Here is a 21,683-nt window from a genome sequence, read left to right as displayed (position 1 = left end):
TTTATTCAGAAATTGAGTGAAAATCCGTAAAAACGCACTGTTTCACGCTCTTCGGTACTATAAAGCAGATAAAAATAGCACAGATATGGTGCGCCGCAGGTGCGGTGGTGCACATTTTTTGTGCAGTTTATTGAGGCAGGAGAGACTGTGGAAACAATAAATAGTGCAGTGGAAACCCTGATGCAGAGTGCCAACACACTCTTCATTCTTATGGGGGCGATTATGGTTTTCGCCATGCATGCCGGTTTTGCATTTCTTGAAGTTGGAACTGTACGGCACAAGAATCAGGTCAATGCCTTGGTCAAAATCATGACCGATTTCGGTTTTTCGGCCCTGGCTTATTTCTTTATCGGGTACTGGGTTGCCTACGGCGTCACGTTTTTTGACGATGCCGCCACCCTCGCCGAGAGAAACGGCTACGATTTGGTCAAGTTCTTCTTTCTGATGACATTCGCAGCTGCGATACCGGCGATTGTGTCCGGTGGTATCGCTGAGCGCGCACGGTTCTGGCCGTTGCTGTGCTGTTCTGCATTGTCGGTCGCGCTGGTGTATCCGTTCTTTGAAGGTATTGTCTGGAACGGAAACTACGGTTTTCAGGCGTGGCTGGAAGCTCAATATGGGGCTTCATTCCATGATTTTGCCGGCTCCGTGGTCGTGCACGCAGTCGGTGGCTGGATAGCACTCGTGGCCGTCGTTCTGCTGGGTATTCGCCGTGGTCGCTATCGTAGCGGAAAGCTGGTGGCATTCCCGCCGTCTAACATACCGTTTCTCGCGCTTGGAGCCTGGATCCTCTGTATCGGCTGGTTCGGCTTTAACGTCATGTCCGCGCAGACACTCGATGGCATCTCGGGACTTGTGGCTGTTAACAGTCTGATGGCAATGGTCGGTGGTATCGTTGTTGCCACAATTCTGGGTAAGAACGACCCGGGCTTTATCCATAACGGCCCGCTGGCGGGGCTGGTGGCGATTTGTGCCGGATCAGATCTTGTGCATCCCATCGGGGCATTGGTGATTGGAGGGGTGGCCGGCGCACTCTTTGTTTGGATCTTTACGCTTGTGCAAAACCGCTGGAAGATCGATGACGTGCTGGGTGTATGGCCGCTGCATGGGCTCTGTGGAGCCTGGGGAGGCATCGCCGCAGGATTGTTCGGGAGCGAAACGTTGGGCGGTTTGGGTGGTGTCAGTCTGGCCTCCCAGCTGATCGGAACGCTTGCCGGGATTCTGGTCGCCGTCTGCGGTGCTTTGGTGATCTACGGTGGCGTCAAGGCTCTGGTTGGTCTGCGGCTGTCTGATGAGGAGGAGTTCAACGGGGCGGATCTTAGTATCCACCGTATTGAAGCAACCTCAGATGATCGTCAGGGATAACCCATAGGCGATCATTAAAAAGCCCGCTTAACCGAAAGGCTAAGCGGGCTTTTTTGAAGCTGTCATAACGGTATTAGTGCTGGTGGCCGCCTGCTCCGTGTACGTGACCGTGAGAGAGTTCCTCTTCGGTTGCTTCACGTACTTCGACCACTTCAACGTCAAAGCTCAGTGTCTGCCCCGCCAGCGGGTGGTTGCCATCCAGGGTAACGGTGTCTTCCTGGACCTTGACTACGGTTACCGGCTGTTGGCCCCAAGGCGTCTGAGCCATGAACTGCATGCCGGGCTCGATAACGTCGATGCCTTCGAAGTTAGAGCGGTCAACATCCTGCACCAGCTCGTCTTTCACCGGGCCGTATGCTTCTTCAGGCTCAACAGTCACGCTCAATTTATCGCCAACGCCTTTTCCGGCCAACGCATTTTCCAGACCCGGAATGATGTTGCTGGCTCCGTGCAGGTAGGCCAACGGATCCTGGCCTTCAGAGCTGTCAAGCTGCTCACCTTCAGCATTGGTAAGGCGGTAGTGGATGGATACAACGGCGTTCGCTGCAATCTGCATCTGTAATCTCCTGTTTCTAAGGAGGTGCGTGACCGCACAGACAACCTGCTGGAGCGATGCCGCGTTACCGGTAAACCGGTATGAGACATTTCACGCGGGGGATGACTGAGTGGTTGTGCAGTGCTCCCAAATTGGGTTAAGGCGCCCATGCTAACGACCTGTGATGCGCTTCGCAACCGCCCTTGTCTTGATTGGTGAACCGGGGTGTCGCATTTCGCGTAAGCGATTTACATCGAAATGAAACCCTCTGGTGGCGACAATGTCTGTTATAGGTATATGTAACACTATAAGTATTAATCGGATTAATGCGTCGGGGCGGGGGATGAGAAGAGCTGCAGGATTAATACTGGGGGGATTGCTGATGATCGGGTCGATGGAGTCACAGGCGGATTGCCCTGCGGTTTTAGACTTCAACGTGCGTACATTGGCTGATCAGGATGAGGTGAGGCTGTGCGACGCCTATGCAGGTCAGGTGCTGCTGGTGGTCAATACGGCCAGTCGATGCGCGTTCACCAAGCAGTATGATGGGCTTGAGGCGCTCTACGCCCGATATAGGGAGCAGGGCTTCGCTGTACTGGGCTTTCCCTCGAATGACTTCGGTGGGCAAGAACCTGGCACCGAGAATGAGATTCAGGATTTCTGCAGGACGACATACGGGGTTGAATTTCCGATGTTTGGCAAGACGCATGTGCGTGGGAAGGATGTATCCCCATTCTGGGGACGTCTTATCGAGATCAGCGGAACAACACCGAAGTGGAATTTTTACAAGTATTTGATTGGGCGTGATGGGCGTGTCATCGACAGCTATTCGAGTATGACAGCGCCGGATAGCAAACGCTTGATGCGTGATATTGAACACGCTTTGGCCGAGCCCCCAAGTGGGCTGAGAGGGAATTCAGAATGAGAATAAACAGTGTCGCAATTATAGGTAGCGGTATCGCGGGTATGCGTGCAGCGCAGCTTTTGGTAGAGCAGGGACACAAAGTCACGGTATTTGAGAAAAGCTCTGGGACCGGAGGGCGTTTGGCTTCCAGCAAGCTTGGTGAGGGGAGTATCGATCTGGGTGCTCCGATTATCGATGCGAACGACGTTGAGTTCGAAAGCTGGTTGCGAGAACAAGGTGTTGAGCAGTGGTTCCCGAGTAATGCCACGCTGCAATTGGAAAAGCGTAAACCGATCTCAGGATGGGTTATGGCACCTCGTTCCAGTGCGTTGACGCGGCAACTGGCAGGTGGTGTCGAGTTGCGCACCAATGTGAGGGTTGCGGTTGTGTGGCCCGACCGAGAGGGGGTTTTGCTGAGAGACGCAGCAGGTGAGGCGTTGGGCCATTTCGATGCTGTTGTCATCGCTGCGCCTGCGCCTCAGGCGGCAACTCTGCTTGATGCCATCCAACGATTTCGCCATCGTGCGGAAAAAACAGCGGTTTCAGCGATCTGGACGATGGCGTTGTCTCTTCCCGAGCGTCCCGCTGTATTGGCTGACGTGGATTGGTTGGAGGGGGAGGATGAGGTAATCGCACGGGTGGTTCGTGACAGTAGTAAGCCTCAGCGTAGCGGCGAGAACTGGATTATTCAGGCCACAGAGGCCTGGAGTCAGCAGGTACTGGATCTTGAGCCTGACGATGTTGGCCGGGAGATGCTTGATGCGGTCAGTCGTGCAATCGGCGAAACCCTGATACCAGAGAATGTTCGTGTGCACAGATGGCGCTATGCACGTGCCACTCCAGAGCAGGGCCACGAAAACGCACTTTGGGATGAGCAGTCTGGGATAGGTGCTTGTGGCGATTGGCTCTGTGGTGGCAACGTGGAGGGTGCTTGGCGTAGTGCCAACGAGTTGGTTGCGAGAATTCTCGGATCACGATTGAAGGTTGCTTGAACGTTAAATTTGCGCCAATGTGCACACGAAAATGTAGCTGCAAGGAGTCGGCTTGTCTGATCCGTTATTGAAGGCTGTAGAAGATGCGCTTGATGCACTTGAACGGGTATTACTGGGCAAGCGTCAGCAACTGCGTCTGGCGTTGACATGTCTCTTGTCGCAAGGGCACCTGTTGATCGAAGATCTGCCGGGAATGGGCAAGACCACGCTGGCACACGGTCTTGCGCGGGTACTGGGGCTCGAGGATCATCGAGTGCAATTTACCTCGGATATGCTGCCTGCCGACATTATTGGCGTATCGGTATTCGAGCCGTCCAACAGCGAGTTTCGCTTCCATGCCGGCCCCATCTTTTGTCAGCTGCTGCTGGCCGACGAGATCAATCGCACTACACCTAAAACCCAGAGCGCGCTGCTGGAGGCGATGGAGGAGGGGCAGGTAACGGTGGATGGTCACACCTACCGGCTGCCCAAGCCTTTTTTCGTGATCGCGACACAGAATCCGGCTACTCAATACGGAACCTTTCCCTTGCCCGAGTCGCAACTTGACCGTTTCCTGATGCGTATTTCGTTGGGCTATCCCGCGCCGGAGGTGGAGCGTGCGCTGCTGATGGGAGGGGATACGCGATCGGAGCTGCAGAGGTTACCCCGCTGTTTAACGCCCAACGAGTTGGTGGATGTCCAGGTGCGGTGTTCGGGCATCCATACCTCAAGCAGCGTAATCGATTATCTGCAGAGGCTTGTGCAATTTACCCGCGATTCGGATTTGTTCAGTTACGGCGTCTCCCCACGCGGGGCGCTTGCGCTGCTTCGCTGTGCGCGTACTTGGGCGTGGCTGGAGGGGCGCGCTCATCTGGTGCCTGAGGATATTCAGCAGGTTTTAGAGCCGGTTATCGGACACCGAATACGCTCGGCTGAAGATATCGGCAGTCACGCGGGCGACCGGTTGGTCAACGAGCTTTTGGCGAAGGTAGATGTCCTGGGGTGAGGCGTTAGGCATTAACCGGCTTTCGCATAAGCTTCGCAGCTGGAGTCTGAGGCGCTTTCCCCGCGACAGGACCGTGACCCTTACGCAGAAACGCATCTATATACTGCCCAGTGCAGCGGGCGTCTCGTTCATGGTATTGCTTCTGCTGTTGCTCCTGCTGGCTATCAACTATGAGAGCAACCTTACCTATGGCCTGACGTTTTTGCTGGCTAGCCTGCTGATCCTCTCCATCATACAGACCTATGCCAATCTGGCGGGGCTTGAGGTTACCGCAGTGAGTGGACATGCCTGCTATGCGGGGGATCAGGCCGGTTTTACTGTCGAGCTGCGTGCAGCCAAGGGGCGAGACCACGAGCAACTGTCCTTGCGATGGGATGGCGGGACGCCCCGGACTCTGGATTTGACGAACCAGCGAGTCGCTCAGGTTGAGCTCTCCTGTCCTGCGCTCAGACGTGGCTGGCTGTATCCCGGCCCGCTCAAGCTGGAAACGCAGTTTCCGCTGGGACTTTTTCGCGCCTGGACCTGGATTGACACAGGGCTTAGAGCGCTGGTCTACCCGCGACCGCTGGCATGTCGTGCCCCGGAGTCATCAGGCGGCGACGGCGCGCTGGAGTCGAACCGGGTAAGGGCTCAGGGTATTGAGGATTTCCAGGGGTTTGCCAGGTTCGAAAGTGGTGCCTCGCTGCATCAGATCGCGTGGAAAGTGTACGCCAGGGGGCAAGGGCTACACATTAAACAGTACTCGGGTACCGCAAGTAATGATGTGTGGCTGGATTGGGCACATTGGCCAGCCACAAGCGATGAGGAACGGTTATCCGGCATCTGCTACTGGGCGATTGAGCTTACTCAGCGAGAGCAGACGTTCGGGCTGCGTATCCCGGGGTGCGTGTTGGTCCCCGACTCGGGTGAGAGCCATCGTCTTCGTGTCATGAAGGCGCTTGCGCTATACGGTCTGGAGGGGCAGGGGTGAAACAGATCAGCCGTGCCGCGGTTATCTGGCAGTTAGCAGCCTTCGCAGCTGTGGTGATTCCGCATCTGAGTTGGTTGCCGTTTTGGCTCATCGGCCTGTGTTTGGCGACGCCGGCGGCAAGGCTGATGATTCATGGCGGCCGATGGTCGTTACCCCATTGGTCACTCAAGTTGCTTTTGATCCTTTTGGTCGCGGCGGGTTTGCTCGTGACCTTTAGCCGGGAAACCGGGATGAAGGCAACCGTGGCGCTGCTGGTCGCCGGGCTGGCGCTTAAACTGGTAGAGATATACCACAGGCGTGATGCGCTGGTACTGCTGTATGTGTCGCTGTTCGTGTGTGCAACAGGTTTCCTCTTTCACCAAAGCATCGGCATGGCGATCTATGCTCTGCTCAGTGTTGTGGTCGTGATTGCGGCCCTTAACAGCATATTTCAGGATCCCCAGCGGACCGATCTGCTCAGACCCTTGAAACGATCCGTGCGGTTGGTGGCATTGTCTTTCCCACTGATGCTGGTGCTCTTCGTGCTCTTCCCGAGAATCGGCCCGCTCTGGTCGGTACCCATGAACCAACAGAGTGCGGTCTCCGGTCTGTCGGATACCCTTGCACCGGGTGATATCTCTCAACTGACGAAATCGGATCAGCTGGCGTTCAGGGTTAGTTTCGACGGTAGAGTGCCTGAGCCAGCCCAGCGTTACTGGCGATCTCTGGTGTATACGGAGTTTGATGGGCGGACCTGGCGTATACCGCCGGGGTATGAACGTTGGCACGCAGAGGAGGAAGGGCTGACCGTGCAGGGGGCTACGGTCGATTATGAGGTGATCTATGAACCCTCCAATCGAAACTGGTTGGTAGCGCTTGATCAGCCGTTAGCGGCGCCACAGGGGATGAGAATAGGTCCGGGGCATACCCTGATGATCACACGTGGTGCCGATCGGCGCCTTAATTACCGTCTGAGGTCGGCACTTGAGTACCAGTTACAAAGTCGGCTAAGTGAGCGGGAGCGGGCGGTGTACCTGCAATTGCCTCCTGAGGGGAATCTACGCAGTCGTGAGCGTGCAGGGCAGTGGTGGGAGGAGGCCTATGGTAACCCCGAGCGATTCGTCGATCGTGTACTGGATCAATTTAGTCGTACGTTCACCTATACCCTAAGACCTCCTGCGTTGGCTAATGATCCGATTGACGGCTTTCTGTTTGATACCCAGCAGGGCTTTTGTGGTCATTATGCCGGTGCACTCGCATTTCTGCTCAGGAGCGTGGGTGTCCCTGCGCGCGTGGTTGGCGGCTATCAGGGGGGGGAGTGGAATCCATATGAGCAGTACCTTACCGTGCGCCAGTACGATGCACATGCCTGGACAGAATACTGGATTGAAGGGCGTGGCTGGGTGCGTGTAGATCCAACGGCTGCAGTGTCGCCGGAGCGGATAGTGGAAAGCTCTGATCGTGTATTTGCAGGTGATCCTGCGTTTCTATCCGATGCGCCTCTTGCCCGGCTAAGGTTTGCCCGATCCGGTTGGCTTGTGGATGTGCGCCGTCAGCTCGAGGCGCTGAATTTCAATTGGCACCGCTGGGTGCTCAACTATCAGGGCCAGCAGATGCAGTTTCTGGGCCGTCTGATGGGTAACGTGAGCATGGAAAAAATGATAGTGGCGCTTCTGGTGCCGTTCGCGCTGGTTATGTCAGTGATGGCCTGGACTCAGCTAAGGGGGCGTAGGTCCTCGGCGAAAAGCCCGCTGGAGCGAAAGCTGTCAACATTATTGGAAAAGCTTGAGCGGTTAGGTCTGCCACGGTTACCCAACGAAACATTGCAAGCGTATTCACTTAGGGTGGGGAAGGCGTGCCCTGTGCTTAGAGATCCGATGTCACGGCTTGCCAGCTGCGATGAGGCTGTACGTTATGCCGAGGATGACGCTCAAAAGTCGGATCTGCTTGCCGTTATACATGAATGCCATCGGGTATTGCGTTCGGTGCAAGCTATCGATTTTGAGGAGAGGGCGTAGATTGACGACGTCAGATTTGCCGTTCAATTACCAAGTGGTGCGCAGCCGCCGAAGACGCACCGCATCGCTGATGGTGGATATGGGGCGCGTGGAGGTTCGAGTACCGGCGTTGGCTGATGCGCATTGGGTTGAACGTTGGGTTCGCAGTAAGGCTGACTGGATCATGCCCAGATTGGAGACGCAGACCCGTGCGCTTGAGCAGAACGAGATCCGTATCGAGCAGAATGGTCGATTTACGGTCGATGGTGTTGCTTGCGCTCTCAACTGGGGGCGTGGCACGCAGACGCAGGTGCATGAGTTGCCCTGCCATATCCAGGTGACGCTGTCGCGTCGTATTCGCAAGGATGAACAGGTCGCCACTCGCGAGATACTCAAGCGATGGATGGTTGAACGCGCCGAGCAGGCGTTGACCGACCGGTGTCGGGCGCTCGGTTCGCTGACCGGTCTGAATCCCAAGCAAGTGCAGGTAAAAGATTATCGTCGCAAGTGGGGGCAATGTAATGCCAAAGGCGAGATCATATTAAATTGGCGCCTGATGCACCTTTTGCCGGCGCAAAGGGAGTACGTCATGATTCATGAGCTTTGCCATTTGTCTGAACTGAATCATGGGCGGCGCTTTTGGGCATTGGTAGAGCGACATTGTCCTGATTACCGTCAATATCGTGAATCTTTATCGGTCGCTTACCCCTTTTTGATGTGGTGAATTAGACTTTTGGAGGGTTGTCGAGAGTAAGGGATAAGCGCGACCATCTCCTAGGCGTATAGTGCGAGGATTGTCTCCTTACAAAGACGCTAGCATAACAACAATAACCATGAGCCCAGAGGCTCTCTATGGCGATATAGACTGAGAAGGCGATGGGATTATATACGGCGATTGAAAGGGTACTGTTCAATTCCCTGACCAAAAAAATAGTAGGCAATGTTTTATTCCTTCTGGCCCCCCATGTTGTGCTGGTTGTTCTGGGGGTGGTCTATGCGGATAAGCTCAAACGTCTGATCGGTGAGGCGGGGCTTGCGCCTGAACAGCTAGCTCATCTGAGCGCAGCTCTGGATAGTTTCTGGCTCTATGCGCTGGCGACCATTACTTTTGCCATACTCGCCGGTATCGGCACCATATTCTTTATGCGTCATCTGTTTTTGCGCCCGATTCGAGAGATGACCTCGGTACTCAAAGCGATCAGCGAGAAAGATGGCGATATCTCCGCGACGCTACCCGATTATACCTACGATGAAATTTCGGAGATGGCACGTGCATATAACGAGTTCTCAGAAAACCTCAAGCGGATCATAGCGGAGACCCGTCGCCGCTCTGTGAACGTATCGGTCAGTGCCAAACGCTTGCAGAAAGTGGTGATCGAGGCTCAGGGCTCGGCTCACACTCAGGAGGAGCAGGCACAGCTGGTGTTCCAGTCCAGCAGCGAAGCGACTCAGGCAATCGACGAGATAGCCGGTACGACGCTGCGAATCAATGAGCAGAACAGCACCAACATGGAGGAGGTGAGATCCTCCAACCAGGAGCTGCAGACCGTTCTGGCTCAGATCGGGTCGATCCGGCAGCTGGCCGGTAACTTTCAGGAGACGGTGACACTGCTGGGCAAAAACTCCGAAAATATCACCCGGATTCTGTCCATGGTTCAGGATTTCTCCGAACAGACGAACCTGCTGGCACTGAACGCCTCTATTGAGGCAGCCCGTGCAGGTGAGGCTGGGAGAGGCTTTTCGGTAGTTGCAGACGAAGTGCGTAACCTCTCGCAGAAGGTGAGTGAGGCTACGACGGAGATCGACTCCAATATAGGCCAGATGTCGAAGCTTGTGGGGACCACGCGTGACAGCGCGCGTGAGATTCTGGATGGCATTGAAAGTACCGAGAAGTTTATCGGGGACACCAGTGGACAGTTCCAGCGATTGGTGCAGGACTTCGAGGATGTGAATTCTCAGCTGGCGGGTATAAGTGCCGCCATCGATGAGCTTTCCTATACCAACAAGGAGTCTCACAGTCACGTTGCTCAGATTACCCAGCTATCGGCCGGCATCAAATCCGAGATGGAGCAGTCGCTGTCGTATTCAGAGCGTCTGGAGCTTTCAACCGAAGAGACGCAGGAGTTGCTGTCCCGGTTCATCATAGGCTTCGGCGGCTTCGAAGATATGATCCTGACCGGTCGTAAATGGGCTCAGCAGACAACCGCTGCGCTGGAACAGCTGCAGTCCAGAGGTTTGAATCTATTCGATCACAGCTACCGGCGAATTAATGAAGGCAAACGTCCTGAGCAGTTCGAGGTCGGCTACACCCAGGCGTACGAGCAGCTGATGCGCCCGCTCTTTGATAGTTTCATCCAGCAGCGTCCTGAATTTACCTATGCCATCGCTGTCGACAAGAACGGCTACGCGGCAGCCCATCACACGAAAGTTTCCAAACCCATGACGGGGAACTTTGACGTCGATAATTTGAGTTGCCGTAACAAGCGAATTTTTGCAGGTAATAGGGCAGAGAAGCGACGTGCCAGTCATACTTCCCCTTTCCTTATGCAGACGTTTATTCGCGATACTGGAGAGGTGCTGAACGACCTGTCGATACCGCTCTATCTGAACGGGCAGCACTGGGGCGCGTTGATCATGGGCTTCGATCCCCAGCATCTGCTTGATGAAGAGAAAAAATAGCGGCAGTTAAAACGAACAGACGAAAGCAGCCACCTACGGGTGGCTGCTTTCGTTTTTAGATATCGCGGTCTGCAACCAGCTGTTGAATCAGCTGCTTGACCATATCGTAGGAGAGGGGTTTGCTGCAGAGTGCAGAAACGCCTGCGCTCTGTATGGCGGCTAGTCGACTGCTGTTCTGTTCTGATGTGATCATCATGACAGGCACAGTCGGCTGAGTGCTGTGGTTTCGGATATGGTCGACCAGTTCCAGCCCGTCGATATTGGGCATATTGTAGTCGGAGATAACCAGATCGAAGGATTGGGTTGCCAGAAACTGAAGGGCCTCGGCGCCGTCTTTCGCTTCGGTGATATGCTGGATACCCGCTGCACTGAGAACCTGATGCACGAATTTTCGTGAAAGGGCGCTGTCGTCCACTAATAGCACGCTCATATCGTCAAACAGGTCGTCTTCTTCCTCCTGTTGGCGATCGCTGATGTAGTGCATGGTGCTCTGCAGTGCGCGCATCAGATCGCTACGGCTGAACGGTTTGGGCAGTATCGCAATAGCACCAGCCTGTCGAATGGGCTCAAGATAGCGGTAGTGGGTTTCGGTTGACACCAGCAGGAACGTGATATCAGCTAAGTCCGGCTGTTCGCGCATTTTAATGACCAGTTCAGTGCCGGTCATGTCAGGCAGGTGCATCGACGACATCACGATGTCGGGTTTTACCACCTGCATACGGGCTAAGGCCGGCTCGGCTGATTCAAAATCCTCGATATCGTGGATCCCGAGCTGGCGCAGGCTGTCGATGATGATATGACGCTGCACTCTGGAAGGCTCGATGACCTGTACCAGTAAATCGTTGATTTTCATGCTAATTAGTTCTATTGCGGGTTCGTAACCGTGCCGAGCATTAGCGCAGCTTTGTTGCCATTCTAGCACGCAATCTGCGTGAGTCTCCCCTGTTAAGTCAAAACCTCACAACTTGGTTAACAGGACGTGGCCGACAGGCGTGCTTGGTGTTGTTCATTAAGCTGTTCAGATTTCTGTTCAGCTTCCGTTCATCTGGAATGCGTTCAACTGATAGTCCGGCTCAAAACAGCGTGTACCGGAGCATAGCTGTGTACTTGAGCGTTAAAATGATGGCACCAGTACAGCGAGTGCCGGGTTAATGCATCAACCCCTCCCAAGTTCAACGCTTCAAATTTAAAAGGTCGCCTTGGCGACCTTTTTTCTTGCTCGAGAGTCACTGCCTGTCTAACGGATGCTGCGTACCAGATAGTCTATCTCCGGGTGGCTTGCTACCGGGGCTTGAAGTGCAGGCGCCTGATATTCAGGCGGGTGTAACAGGCCGCGGGCCAGCAGCTCCTGCAGGAGGGGCAGGTAGCTGAATCCTGTTTTGCCGATCAGCAGTGCTGAAATATCACCCTGAGTGTAGAGGCGTAGCGCTTCGCGAAAACCGCTGAGGTAGAGGTGATCCTTGGTAAATCCTCCTCCGCGATGAACGCGGGCGCTGATGCCGAAGGCTTCATCCGGGCTGCAGCCGTAATCTTCCGTCAAGGTGCGCCAGGTCCGTCGCAGATCGTTATGGTGCAGCATCTGATGTACGGCTATCACCCTCAGGGCGAGTGTCTTCAACCGGCCCAGCGTCAAGTGACCACAGAGGTACTCGCTCAGGATCGCCAGGCCCTCCTGAGCGTGTGTGTTGCCGGGCAGGCCTAGACTGAAAATCTGCAGTGGCTGGCGACGCGCATTCAACGTCGTGACCATGTGGATGCCGAGTTCATGATGGGCCAACGCTTGCAGTTCGGTTTCCGTCACTTTTGCGTCACGTCTTACCAATAGCGCATTGCGACCGCTGGAGACCATTGCGGCAGCTAGTATCCGGTCAGATAGTTCGGTGCGACAATTAAGGCCCCATTCCCGGGCTCGCGCACTGAAGAAGCTGAGCATTTGTGCAGCGTCACAGGTTTTGCTTTGTTGCTCCTGTGGGCGCTCTGATGCGTGAAGCAGGAATCGGGCGTTAGCCAAATCGATATCGTCAGGCTCTCCATAGTAGCGCAGGGAGTTATACAGGAAGCGTTCGCTGCCTATGCTGACCAACAGATCGATTCTCTGGGCCAGGGCATCAATCGCTTCACGGTAAAGCTGTCGAAGCGCCGGATCGCGAATGGTATCCACGGGAAGTCGGTAAAGCTTTTCCCTGTGTGCAAACGGGTCTATACGAAGAGGGCGGTACCTGAACTCCGGTGAGTAACGCCCTTCGCTGCGCTGGAACCGTCGCTGCTCTGCACTTAGGTTAATCGGGTTGATATACAGTAGTGTCTCCAGACCACGGGCGAGCTTCTTGAGAGCACGATCGATTTTTAACACTTCTGCGGGTAAACGATCCGGAAGCAGGTCGTGCACATGGACAGGCTTCCCTGAATGCAGACGTGCATGATGAGCGGCTGTTGCTAACAGGGTTTCGTGCAGTGCACCGGCTATGGACTCGGATAGCATCGGGTACACGCTGCCACTTTTCTGGTCCCGAAACACCGGTGCTATCACAAGGCTGAGCACACGGGTGTGCAGGTGTCGCCTTTCTATATCATTTGCCAGCTGGTGGCATTCCGCCTTGTCCGGTCCGCTGCTGACGCTGGATTCCATCTGAGCCAGATTGACGCGGGTCAGCTGGCGCTGAAGTTCCTCGATCAGGCTTTGCTTGCCATCGTGCACGCCTGTTTCGGTCGCGATATGGAAGAGCCCGACTGAGGATGTGTTCATCGAGTGGCTGTGAAGATCCACCAGAAGACAGGCCTTGCCTTTCTCTTCGAGAACATCGATCAGGGCATCGAGTATGCGGTAAAAGCGGCGATAGCAGCGCTCTGCCCGCTCTCGCATCCGTTTGGTCGGTGGCCTGATCCAGATGGGGCCTGAATCGAACTCCTCAAGCAAGCAGTGGCTCAGGGGCTGGTTAAGGTCACAGGCCAGTCTCGATTCTTCTTGAATAATCGAGATCGGCATCAGCTCTGCCAAGTGCTCACAGCCGCGCTCTTCAAACAGCTGGCGTTGATCATCACTCAGTTGCAGGCGTTCTGCGTAGTCATCGGGCAGCGTTGTCCCGGAATGCAGGACACAGGCAACCACCGGCAGATAGTGATCGATACGGATGCGAAGACCTGCGCCGCGCACCCGTGCATGCACGGGGCGGCGCTGGGCGATCAGCTCAAGCAGTCTTGATTCAGTGAGTGTTTGCATCGTCGATCGCCTGGCGGAAGGCGTTTTTCTGGCGCTCGACCAGTGCTTTGGCCTCGACCACATTTTCGACGAAATCCATGATCGGGCGCTGCAGGCGCACACGGTTCAGTTTGTTGATACGCACAATGCCGCCGGGTGCCATGACGTTAACCTCGATCAACTTGCCGTTGATAACATCAAGGCCTGTCAGGTAAAGACCGTCGCGCACAAGTTTTGGGGCGATAGCGCGGCAGAGCTCTCGGTCTTCACGGGTGAGCGTGTGCTTCACCACGCGACCGCCGGCATGCACATTCGAGCGCACGTCGTTTTCGTCTGGAATACGACGCATGGCACCGATCGGTTCTCCGTTGAGCATCAGGATTCGTACGTCGCCATTCTCTGCGCCTTCGACAAACTCCTGCAGGATGACGTAGTTGCTGCTGCTGCCGGATCCAACATAGAAATCCAGCAGCGAACGGAAGCTTTGCCGTGCACTTTTCTCGACGACAATCACGCCCTTGCCGCCAAAGCCGTTGAGTGGTTTGAGAATCATGCGATTCCCGGTCGATTCCTGCAGGACTTTCTCTAGATAATCGCGATTCTTCGATACGTGAGTGGCGGGCATGTATTTCGCGGCAGGGCCGGTAAAGGCAGCGGTATACAGCTTGTTGTTGGCAATTCGCATTCCGTTGATGTCGTTCATGATGAAGACATCATCCTGCACAGAATCAAGGAAGTTGAGAATGATGGTGTCCAGGGGCGGATTCAGGCGCACGATGATGGCGTCGAAGCCTGCCAGTGGCAGACGGCTGCGACGAAACTCGGCGTTGCGATAGAACGTGGGGAATTTCTCCGATACGCGGCTGTTTTTGACGAAGACATTGCAAAAAGCGCTGGCAACGCTGTCTCGAATCGTCAAACTGGCCGGGGAGGTAATTGCAACGGTATGGCCGCGCAGTACCGCCTCATGCACCATACGCAAAGTGCTGTCGGTATCGGGTTTGACCTGTTCCCACGGGTACATCAGAAAGCAGATTTTCATGCCATCATCCTGTAGTGGCGCGACAAGCCGCGGCCTTGGCTGCCGGGTTGTCAGACGCCAGAAATTGTTTGTTCGGTAAACGAATTAAACGGTGTTGAATACGCGCTACACAGGCAGGAGCCGGCAGCAGGAGAGTGGCGCAATTGGACGGCAGAAGCGCATTTTCAGCAAGTGAAAAATGCGCCTTCAGAGTGAATTTTTTTCTTGTAAAGCGTCGTTGCGGTGAATTTTTTATGTGCCCCGGTCGCGGTGTACCGGGGCTGATTACCTTTTATGCTGGTTTATTCGCGTCCGGAGGTTGCCGGAGGTCGGTTGACCAGTCGAGTTTTTCGAGTATCGGTGAGAAGAGCGCCCGTATCTGCGTCTCATCGGAGCACTGGCGTGCCTGCTCGAGCAGCGGCAGCAGGTCCGACCGGTTTAGCGAGCGTATCAACAGTTTGATCTTGGGTATGTTATACGCACTCAGACTCAGGCAGTCATACCCCAGCGCAACCAGCATGAGCACAGCGACAGGGTCGGAAGCCATTTCGCCGCACAGTGAAATAGGAAGGCCAAGGTGTCTGCTCTGCTCGAGAATCTGTTCCAGTGCCACAAGCATGGCAGGGTGCATATTGTCGAACAGGTTGGATACCCGGGGGTTGTTACGGTCAACTGCGAGCAGGTACTGCGTCAGGTCATTTGAACCCACCGACACGAAGTCGATATAGGGGGCCAGTTTCGGCAACAACAACATCGCCGAAGGAACCTCAATCATCATGCCTATTTCCGGTATGGTGACGTCCAGCCCGTCTCGCTTAAGTGCATCGGCCGCTTTCTCGACGAGCTCACGAACAGTTTTAATTTCATCGACGCGGCTGATCATTGGAACCAGTATTTTCAGGTTGCCATGTTCTGCATGAGCTCTAAGCATGGCCCTAATCTGGCTGACCAGCAGCTGGGTGTTGTCCAGCGTGAAACGTATCCCACGCCAGCCTAGATAGGGGTTACTCTCATTGATCTCGAAGTAGGGCAGCTGCTTGTCGCCGCCTATATCAAGTGTGCGCATGGAAACAGGGCGCGGCGCATAGGCTTTGAGCACTTTGCTGTAGATCCGGTACTGCTCCTGCTCGGTCGGAAAGCTGTCATGGACCATGAATGGTATTTCCGACCGGTAGAGGCCTACACCCTCTGCACCGCGCTGCAAGCCGGGGGTGGCATCGGCAAGCAGACCCGTGTTGGTCATCAGTTTGACGCGCATTCCATCCTGGGTTTGTGCTGGCATGTCACGCAGCCGATCCAGATCGCGCATAAAACGCTGCTCCTGATCGATCATGCGTTTGTACTCTTTCATCAACGCCTGTGGCGGGTTGACGATACACTCGGCGCGGTTGCCATCGACAATGATGCGGGCGCCGCGATGAAGTTCGGGCTCCAGTCCTTCTATTCCCATGATTGCAGGGATGCCGAGCGCGTTGGCGACGATTGCCGTGTGGGACAGCGTTGAGCCGGAGGTGCATACCAGACCGCGGATACGTTCCTGCGGGAAACTGGCGAGATCGGCGATGCTGATGAGTTCTCCGGCGAGTATCAGCTCTTCGTCTGGCGCTTCCAGTACCTGTTGGTCTCGCTCAAGAATCTGGTTCAGGATGCGTTGGCCGATATTGCGAATGTCCTCGCTGCGTGCCTGCATATAAGGATCGCTGGACTGCTCGAACGCCGAGGCCATCTCGTCGATGGTCTGTTTAAGTGCCCACTCGGCGGTGGCGCCGCCATCGATCAGACGTATGACTCCCTGGCTCAGCTCTGGGCTCTGCAGCATCAATTCATAGACATGAAACAGTGCCCGTACGTCAGCCGGCAGGTGTTGGCCCAAACGACCCGAGCCTGATTCCAGCTCCTCGAGAACTGCAGCGAGGGCATCGGAAAAGTCGCTTTTCTGCTGCGCAGGGTTGCTTGTCATCGACTCCTTGACGTCGGCAAGGGAGAGGTGCGGGTGAATCAGCCAAAGCCTTCCCTGACCAACCCCGGGCGCCCCTTTGATACCGGTGTAGTGTCGATAGGGGGATGAATCAGGCAGTTTGGACATCCACTTCCCGTCGCGGTGCAGTTGGTAGAGCGTGCTACCGAGCTGAGAGGCGACTGTGATCAGGAAAGCTTCGTCTTCGTCACTGAACGGCTCACGCTGGTGGCCCTGAATGACCATTACGCCCACGAGTTTGCGCAGATGTAGAAGGGGAACACCCAAAAAGCAGTGATAGGGCATTTCATGCGTTTCGGGAATGTACACGAAGCGATCATCGGAGGGCGCATCCGCCAGGTTCACGGCACTAAGCGTCGCAGCGATATGGCCAACCAAGCCTTCGTTCATCGCCAAACGCACATTGCCGACCGCACTGGAAGACAAACCTCGGGTGGCGGCAAGTATCAATGCATCACGCTCCGGCGTGCACAAATAGATGCTGCACACTTCAACGTCGAGAAGCTCGCCGAGGCGTTGCACGATGGTTTCCATGATGGCAGTGGGGTCTTGAGTGCGGGCGATCTGTTCGACCAATACTGTCAATGTGGCGAGAGGATGAGGCATGTGTGTTAACTCCGAACGCGCGTTTCCCTGTCGCTAGATCATACAGGATTTAGGTGAGCAGTAACGTTGCCAGAGCGAGGTTGTGACGCTTTTTTAATGCCATTGAAGGCGGTTGGGAATTATTCTTATCGACGCACTGGGTAGCTGTTACAATGTACGCTGTTTTCCCGTGCACTATGGAGCGCCGCCCCTGTCCGCATGAACACCGAAGTACTGTTGAATCATGGCGTATCGGTAGCGCAAATCTGTCAGACCGATGTCATTTGCTGCGCGCCTGGCGATAGCCTTGAAAGCGCTCTCAAGCTTATGTCCGAACGCAGGATAGGATCGGTGCTGGTCTGCGATGATCATAAGCCGGTCGGGATATTGACCGGCCGTGAAGCGATGAGCTGCTGCCTGAATCCAGAGGTGCACGCTCGCTCCCAGCTTCTTGCTGACGTGATGTCGACGCAGCTGCTAGTGGTGCGTGGTGAGGCCAGTATCGACGACGTCGGCGTCGAGCTTCTTGGATGCAGGCTGAAGCATGCAGTGGTTGTTGATGCATCCGGAAAATTGATCGGTATCGTCAGCGAAAGCGACGTCGTTAACAACCAGGGAGTCGAGCACGATCTGTTTCTGCGAAGTGTGTCGGATATTGCACCGGTAGAGATGCTATGGGTGAGCGCTGATTCGTTAATGCGCGATATAATTTCGCAGATGCATGACCGGGGGCAGAGTTCGGCGTTGGTTCGCAATGGAACAAAGACCCACATACTGACAGATACTGATGTCATCCGTATTCTGGCCTCTGGCGAACCGCTCGTACGTCCTGTTCTAAGTTTTTCGCCTCCCGAACTTGTCTCTATCGATGAAAGCATCAGTCTTTTTATTGCCCGTAAGATTTTCCTCCGACACGGTTTCAGGCATCTGGGCGTAGTCGATGCGTCAGGGCAAGTGACGCGAGTGCTCTCCTATGCCGATATTCTGCGCAGTGTCGAGCGGGACTATGTTTCGCGTCTGCGTCAGATGCTGCGAACCAACAATGAAGCACTCGAACAGTCGATGCAGAATCTGAGGCTGATCGAGCGGGTTATCAACGCATCGCTTGAAGGTGTTGTCGTAACCGATGCATCGGGCGCCATACAGAGTGTCAATCCGGCTTTTACTGCGATTACGGGTTACGAAGCGCATGAGGTTATAGGGAAAAATCCCAGTATTTTGAGTTCAGGGCGTCATGATCGTACGTTCTATGATCGTATGTGGCACGCGCTTCGTCAGCAGGGTGAGTGGCAAGGGGAGATCTGGAACCGAAGTAAGCGTGGAGAGGTTTATCCAGAGTGGCTAAGCATTACCGCCATCACTGACGCGGAGGGGAAGGTTACCCAGTATGCGGCGATCTTTCACGATCTGACGGAAGCGAAACGGTCTGAAGCGCGGATTCAGCAGATGGCGCTTTTCGATGACCTGACGCGGTTGGCCAACCGGCGTTTGTTTCAGGAACGCCTTGAGATGGCATCCCGGTATGCGCTCGACAGTGGCGAAAAGTTTGCCGTGTTGGCCATCGATCTGGACATGTTTAAGCGCATTAATGATCGCTTCGGGCAGGAGGGCGGTGATGAAGTGCTCAAGACTATCGCTGGACGGCTCGAAAATGCGCTTGATACTGGGGATACGGCCAGCAGGCCTGGAGGCGATGAGTTCAACCTGATCATCGGTAATGTCAGTGAAGATGGACTTCATGAGCAGATTGAGCATCTGTTCAGGGTTATCTCGACGCCTGTGCTGGTCAACGCAACTGAAGTCCGGATTACAGCGGGCATCGGTATTGCTCTCTTTCCGCTTGATGGCGACAATGGCGACGCCCTGTTGAGCTCCGCCGAAGCTGCGCTTCATCAGGCCAAGGAGCGTGGGCACAACGTCTGTAGCTACTTCTCGGAAGAGTTGCACCAGAAGCGTCGATCACGTTATTTGATTGCAGCGCAGCTGCATCATGCACTTGAGAGAAACGAGTTCTCGCTCGTGTATCAGCCGAAAATAAGCCTGACGACAGGAGAGGTGGTAGGGGCTGAAGCGCTGCTGCGTTGGCACAATGCCGAATTAGGTGCTGTGCCTGCCGACCTGTTTATCCCTTTGGCTGAAGATACAGGCCTGATCAACGAGATCGGGGACTGGGTGCTTGAGGAGGCGGTGGCGCAGGCGAAAACCTGGTGTGAGAGTGGGTGTGCTACTCCTATTGCGATTAACCTGTCTGCACGACAGTTTCAGGATGGTTCGATTTTACAGCGCATAGAGAATGCGTTGTCCGGACATGGTTTGGATAGCCGCTGGCTAAGTGTCGAGTTGACTGAAACCTGCTTTCTGGCCAATGCAGAACAAACGGCTGACACATTGCTTGCGTTGCGTGAGCGGGGCGTAGGTGTGTCGATTGACGACTTCGGGACAGGGTTTTCCAGCTTGAGTTACATTCGCACCATGTCGCTGGATCACCTCAAGATTGATAGAAGTTTTATCAGCAGCATCACCGGGTCAAACCGGGACCGGCAGTTGGTCAGCGCGATCATCGCCATGAGTCAGGCCTTGGGCTTGAGTGTTGTGGCTGAAGGTGTTGAAACGCACGAGCAGCTGGAAGTGCTGCGCGAGTTGGGGTGTGACCAGGTTCAGGGGTATCTGATATGCAGGCCACAGCGTGCGGACGATTTTGTCAGCTGGTATGAGCAATACTCAATCACGTCATTTTTAAACGGAGCAGGTGCATGAAGAGTTATCTCTTTACAACCGAAAATGGCCGTGGCGGTGTCATGTTGTGTGATATCGATACGCTGGAAGAGGCTGTGCCCTACCTGCGTAACCGTTTCGACAAAGTTGTGCGTGTTGAGCAGGGGCTTGAGCTGTGGACTATCGAAAACGGTTTTGGAGAGTTTCACCCCAGACCAGTCGAGCAGGCGCTTGCCGAGGAGGCGGAGAAAGGTGGTGGTTTCGGTTAAAAAGACGTGAAATGCGGTGACACTTTCATGTAAATGCTGGTAAACTACGGCCCCTTTTCACCACTGCCGGCGACAGGGATTGTGATCCGTGCAGAGAGACTTGGTTACTAGAAGTCTCGACTAGCAAGTGAATTCGTTAAGGCCGCGGGAGCGCATGTTCCCGCGGCTTTTTTTTGTCCACTTGAAATGTCGAGGTTAACGACGTGTGCGCGGCCGGGTGTCTTCGGTGCGAATGCGGATAGGTTGGAGGTTACGCTGCTCGCGAGTCAGTGCCTTGAGCTGAGTCCAGGCAAAAACCGCTACGGCGATCGTGGCCAGAATAACCAGTGTTGTCTGCATCGGATCGTCTCCTCTATGGACTGTGGCTGGCCTTTGGAACCTGTTGCGCCGAACCGGGCCTATGATCACTCGGTTTCGGTTTCAGCCAGTGCCTGCTCTACAAAGGCGGCAAATTCAGTATACCCGCCTATATGATCCTGGCCACAAAAAATTTGCGGCACGGTTTCGACCGGTTTTCCGACGGTCTTTTCAAGATCTGCCTTGGAGATCCCTTCCTGATGTATATCAATGTAGCGGAAATCTATGCCTCGGATCTCGCAGAGTTCTTTGGCACGTCGACAAAAACCACATCCTTCTTTACCGAAGATCGTTACACGTTTCATATGCGTCTCACCTTGAGGTCGATAAATTGATGGCTCTATTAAACGGGCAGCGACTTCGGATGAACAATGATTATGGTCTATGGATCTGATTGGTACAGTCTATTAGAACCAGTCGTTGCGCGGTTTACGCCGCTTCGGTAAGTAGGGCACCAATAATCCGAGCAGTACGCCGCCAAGTGCCACCAGGCCGCCGTGAGTCAGCCAGCGAATCAGGTTGGATTGGTCCATGTTGGCAATCTGGGATTTCAGTGACGATATCTCCTGCTCGAGCTCTACCACGCGAGCCTGGTTCTCTTCGCTCTCCTGTCGACGGTTTTGAGCGGAGCTTTTCAACACGTCGATCTCTTGTTTTTGAGCTTCAATCTGTTTTTTGGCATTGACCAGTTCGGTCTCAAGCTCCGGCATACGTACCAGGTCGCTCTGCCCGGGATCGACAAATGATTCGGGAACCCAGCCCACACGACCGCTTGCGGTTTTTACTTGGACATACTCATTCTTGCGGTCGAGAATAACCACTGATTCGCCACTGTTGACGCGCCCATTGATTCGGTACTGATTGCTGGGGCCGCTATTCATGAACACATAGGCGTCGTCTGCAATATGCGCGGGTTCGGCTTGGGCTGTGGCGGAAAGCGAGCCCATCAGGGCAAGAAGTAACACTTTTTTCATTGAGTTGTCCGAAGGTATTGCCTGAAGGTCTTGTATTGATGCTCCAATGCCGGTCACGACAGGATTACATCAGTGACTGTCTGTCTGCGGCTAAGTTCAAAGGAAAGAGGTATTGTTGAAGGCTTTTATCAATATCCCTTAATGGCGTCATGTTACCACGGTAGCTAAATGCATGAGAA

The 21,683-nt window shown here is 54.7% G+C and carries 18 protein-coding genes; 10 read left to right on the top strand and 8 right to left on the bottom strand.

Annotated elements, in window-relative coordinates; all coding sequences use genetic code 11:
• Nucleotides 1-147: 147 nt before the first annotated feature.
• Nucleotides 148-1,365: an ammonium transporter gene (locus ADIMK_RS17610; protein ID WP_036190918.1), complete on the top strand. Its 1,218-nt coding sequence runs from the start codon at nucleotides 148-150 to the stop codon at nucleotides 1,363-1,365.
• Between the two features lie 73 nt (nucleotides 1,366-1,438).
• Here ADIMK_RS17610 and ADIMK_RS17605 read toward each other — a convergent pair whose 3' ends face one another.
• On the bottom strand, nucleotides 1,439-1,921 hold the full coding sequence (locus ADIMK_RS17605) for an FKBP-type peptidyl-prolyl cis-trans isomerase (RefSeq protein ID WP_036190917.1): 483 nt from the start codon (nucleotides 1,919-1,921) through the stop codon (nucleotides 1,439-1,441).
• A gap of 361 nt (nucleotides 1,922-2,282) precedes the next feature.
• Between ADIMK_RS17605 and ADIMK_RS17600 the strand changes: the two genes are divergently transcribed.
• The 7 genes from ADIMK_RS17600 (at nucleotide 2,283) to ADIMK_RS17570 (ending at nucleotide 10,406) form a co-directional block, all read left to right on the top strand.
• Nucleotides 2,283-2,825, top strand: coding sequence for a glutathione peroxidase (locus tag ADIMK_RS17600; protein WP_231517079.1), 543 nt, complete (start codon nucleotides 2,283-2,285; stop codon nucleotides 2,823-2,825).
• Nucleotides 2,822-3,796, top strand: a complete 975-nt coding sequence (locus ADIMK_RS17595) for an NAD(P)/FAD-dependent oxidoreductase (protein WP_036190916.1) — start codon at nucleotides 2,822-2,824, stop codon at nucleotides 3,794-3,796. Before ADIMK_RS17600 ends, ADIMK_RS17595 begins: the two co-directional genes overlap by 4 nt.
• A 52-nt stretch (nucleotides 3,797-3,848) precedes the next feature.
• Entirely contained in the window at nucleotides 3,849-4,781 is a 933-nt protein-coding gene (locus ADIMK_RS17590) for an AAA family ATPase (protein WP_036190915.1), read from the top strand.
• Nucleotides 4,768-5,751 (top strand): DUF58 domain-containing protein, encoded by a 984-nt coding sequence (locus ADIMK_RS17585; RefSeq protein ID WP_081849847.1) that lies wholly within the window; start codon nucleotides 4,768-4,770, stop codon nucleotides 5,749-5,751. Before ADIMK_RS17590 ends, ADIMK_RS17585 begins: the two co-directional genes overlap by 14 nt.
• Nucleotides 5,748-7,748: a transglutaminase TgpA family protein gene (locus ADIMK_RS17580; RefSeq protein ID WP_051693083.1), complete on the top strand. Its 2,001-nt coding sequence runs from the start codon at nucleotides 5,748-5,750 to the stop codon at nucleotides 7,746-7,748. Before ADIMK_RS17585 ends, ADIMK_RS17580 begins: the two co-directional genes overlap by 4 nt.
• Nucleotide 7,749: 1 nt before the next feature.
• On the top strand, nucleotides 7,750-8,451 hold the full coding sequence (locus ADIMK_RS17575; RefSeq protein ID WP_036190914.1) for a M48 family metallopeptidase: 702 nt from the start codon (nucleotides 7,750-7,752) through the stop codon (nucleotides 8,449-8,451).
• Nucleotides 8,452-8,603: 152 nt separating this feature from the next.
• Nucleotides 8,604-10,406, top strand: a complete 1,803-nt coding sequence (locus ADIMK_RS17570; protein WP_036190913.1) for a methyl-accepting chemotaxis protein — start codon at nucleotides 8,604-8,606, stop codon at nucleotides 10,404-10,406.
• A 55-nt stretch (nucleotides 10,407-10,461) separates the two neighbouring features.
• Here ADIMK_RS17570 and ADIMK_RS17565 read toward each other — a convergent pair whose 3' ends face one another.
• The 4 genes from ADIMK_RS17565 to ptsP all read right to left on the bottom strand — a co-directional run bounded on the left by ADIMK_RS17565 (nucleotide 10,462) and on the right by ptsP (nucleotide 17,210).
• Nucleotides 10,462-11,259 (bottom strand): response regulator, encoded by a 798-nt coding sequence (locus ADIMK_RS17565; protein WP_036190912.1) that lies wholly within the window; start codon nucleotides 11,257-11,259, stop codon nucleotides 10,462-10,464.
• Nucleotides 11,260-11,643: 384 nt separating this feature from the next.
• A complete protein-coding gene (locus ADIMK_RS17560) occupies nucleotides 11,644-13,626 on the bottom strand; it encodes a flavohemoglobin expression-modulating QEGLA motif protein (RefSeq protein WP_036190910.1) in 1,983 nt (660 codons plus the stop codon).
• Nucleotides 13,610-14,647 carry a glutathione synthetase gene (locus ADIMK_RS17555; RefSeq protein ID WP_036190909.1) on the bottom strand — a complete coding sequence of 346 codons (1,038 nt, stop codon included), beginning with the start codon at nucleotides 14,645-14,647 and terminating at the stop codon, nucleotides 13,610-13,612. Before ADIMK_RS17555 ends, ADIMK_RS17560 begins: the two co-directional genes overlap by 17 nt.
• A 271-nt stretch (nucleotides 14,648-14,918) precedes the next feature.
• On the bottom strand, nucleotides 14,919-17,210 hold the full coding sequence (gene ptsP / locus ADIMK_RS17550) for a phosphoenolpyruvate--protein phosphotransferase (protein ID WP_051693082.1): 2,292 nt from the start codon (nucleotides 17,208-17,210) through the stop codon (nucleotides 14,919-14,921).
• Between the two features lie 198 nt (nucleotides 17,211-17,408).
• On the opposite strand from ptsP, the gene ADIMK_RS17545 reads away from it, so the two are divergent.
• Together ADIMK_RS17545 and ADIMK_RS17540 are read left to right on the top strand one after the other, a co-directional pair.
• Nucleotides 17,409-19,946 (top strand): EAL domain-containing protein, encoded by a 2,538-nt coding sequence (locus ADIMK_RS17545; protein ID WP_036190908.1) that lies wholly within the window; start codon nucleotides 17,409-17,411, stop codon nucleotides 19,944-19,946.
• Nucleotides 19,943-20,173: a hypothetical protein gene (locus ADIMK_RS17540; protein WP_036190907.1), complete on the top strand. Its 231-nt coding sequence runs from the start codon at nucleotides 19,943-19,945 to the stop codon at nucleotides 20,171-20,173. Before ADIMK_RS17545 ends, ADIMK_RS17540 begins: the two co-directional genes overlap by 4 nt.
• Before the next feature lie 195 nt (nucleotides 20,174-20,368).
• Here the strand turns inward: ADIMK_RS17540 and ADIMK_RS22005 are convergent, their stop codons facing one another.
• From ADIMK_RS22005 to ADIMK_RS17530, 3 genes are all read right to left on the bottom strand, one after another.
• Nucleotides 20,369-20,512 carry a hypothetical protein gene (locus ADIMK_RS22005; RefSeq protein WP_156042983.1) on the bottom strand — a complete coding sequence of 48 codons (144 nt, stop codon included), beginning with the start codon at nucleotides 20,510-20,512 and terminating at the stop codon, nucleotides 20,369-20,371.
• 65 nt (nucleotides 20,513-20,577) lie between these two features.
• A complete protein-coding gene (locus tag ADIMK_RS17535) occupies nucleotides 20,578-20,835 on the bottom strand; it encodes a GrxA family glutaredoxin (RefSeq protein ID WP_036190906.1) in 258 nt (85 codons plus the stop codon).
• A gap of 102 nt (nucleotides 20,836-20,937) precedes the next feature.
• A complete protein-coding gene (locus ADIMK_RS17530; protein ID WP_036190905.1) occupies nucleotides 20,938-21,504 on the bottom strand; it encodes a TIGR04211 family SH3 domain-containing protein in 567 nt (188 codons plus the stop codon).
• Nucleotides 21,505-21,683: the final 179 nt, after the last annotated feature.

Origin of the sequence: Marinobacterium lacunae, assembly GCF_000705555.1 — a bacterium.
Taxonomy (GTDB): Bacteria; Pseudomonadota; Gammaproteobacteria; order Pseudomonadales; family Balneatricaceae; genus Marinobacterium_D; species Marinobacterium_D lacunae.
Note: the sequence above shows the minus strand (reverse complement) of the source record. Positions and strands in the feature narration are given on the sequence as shown.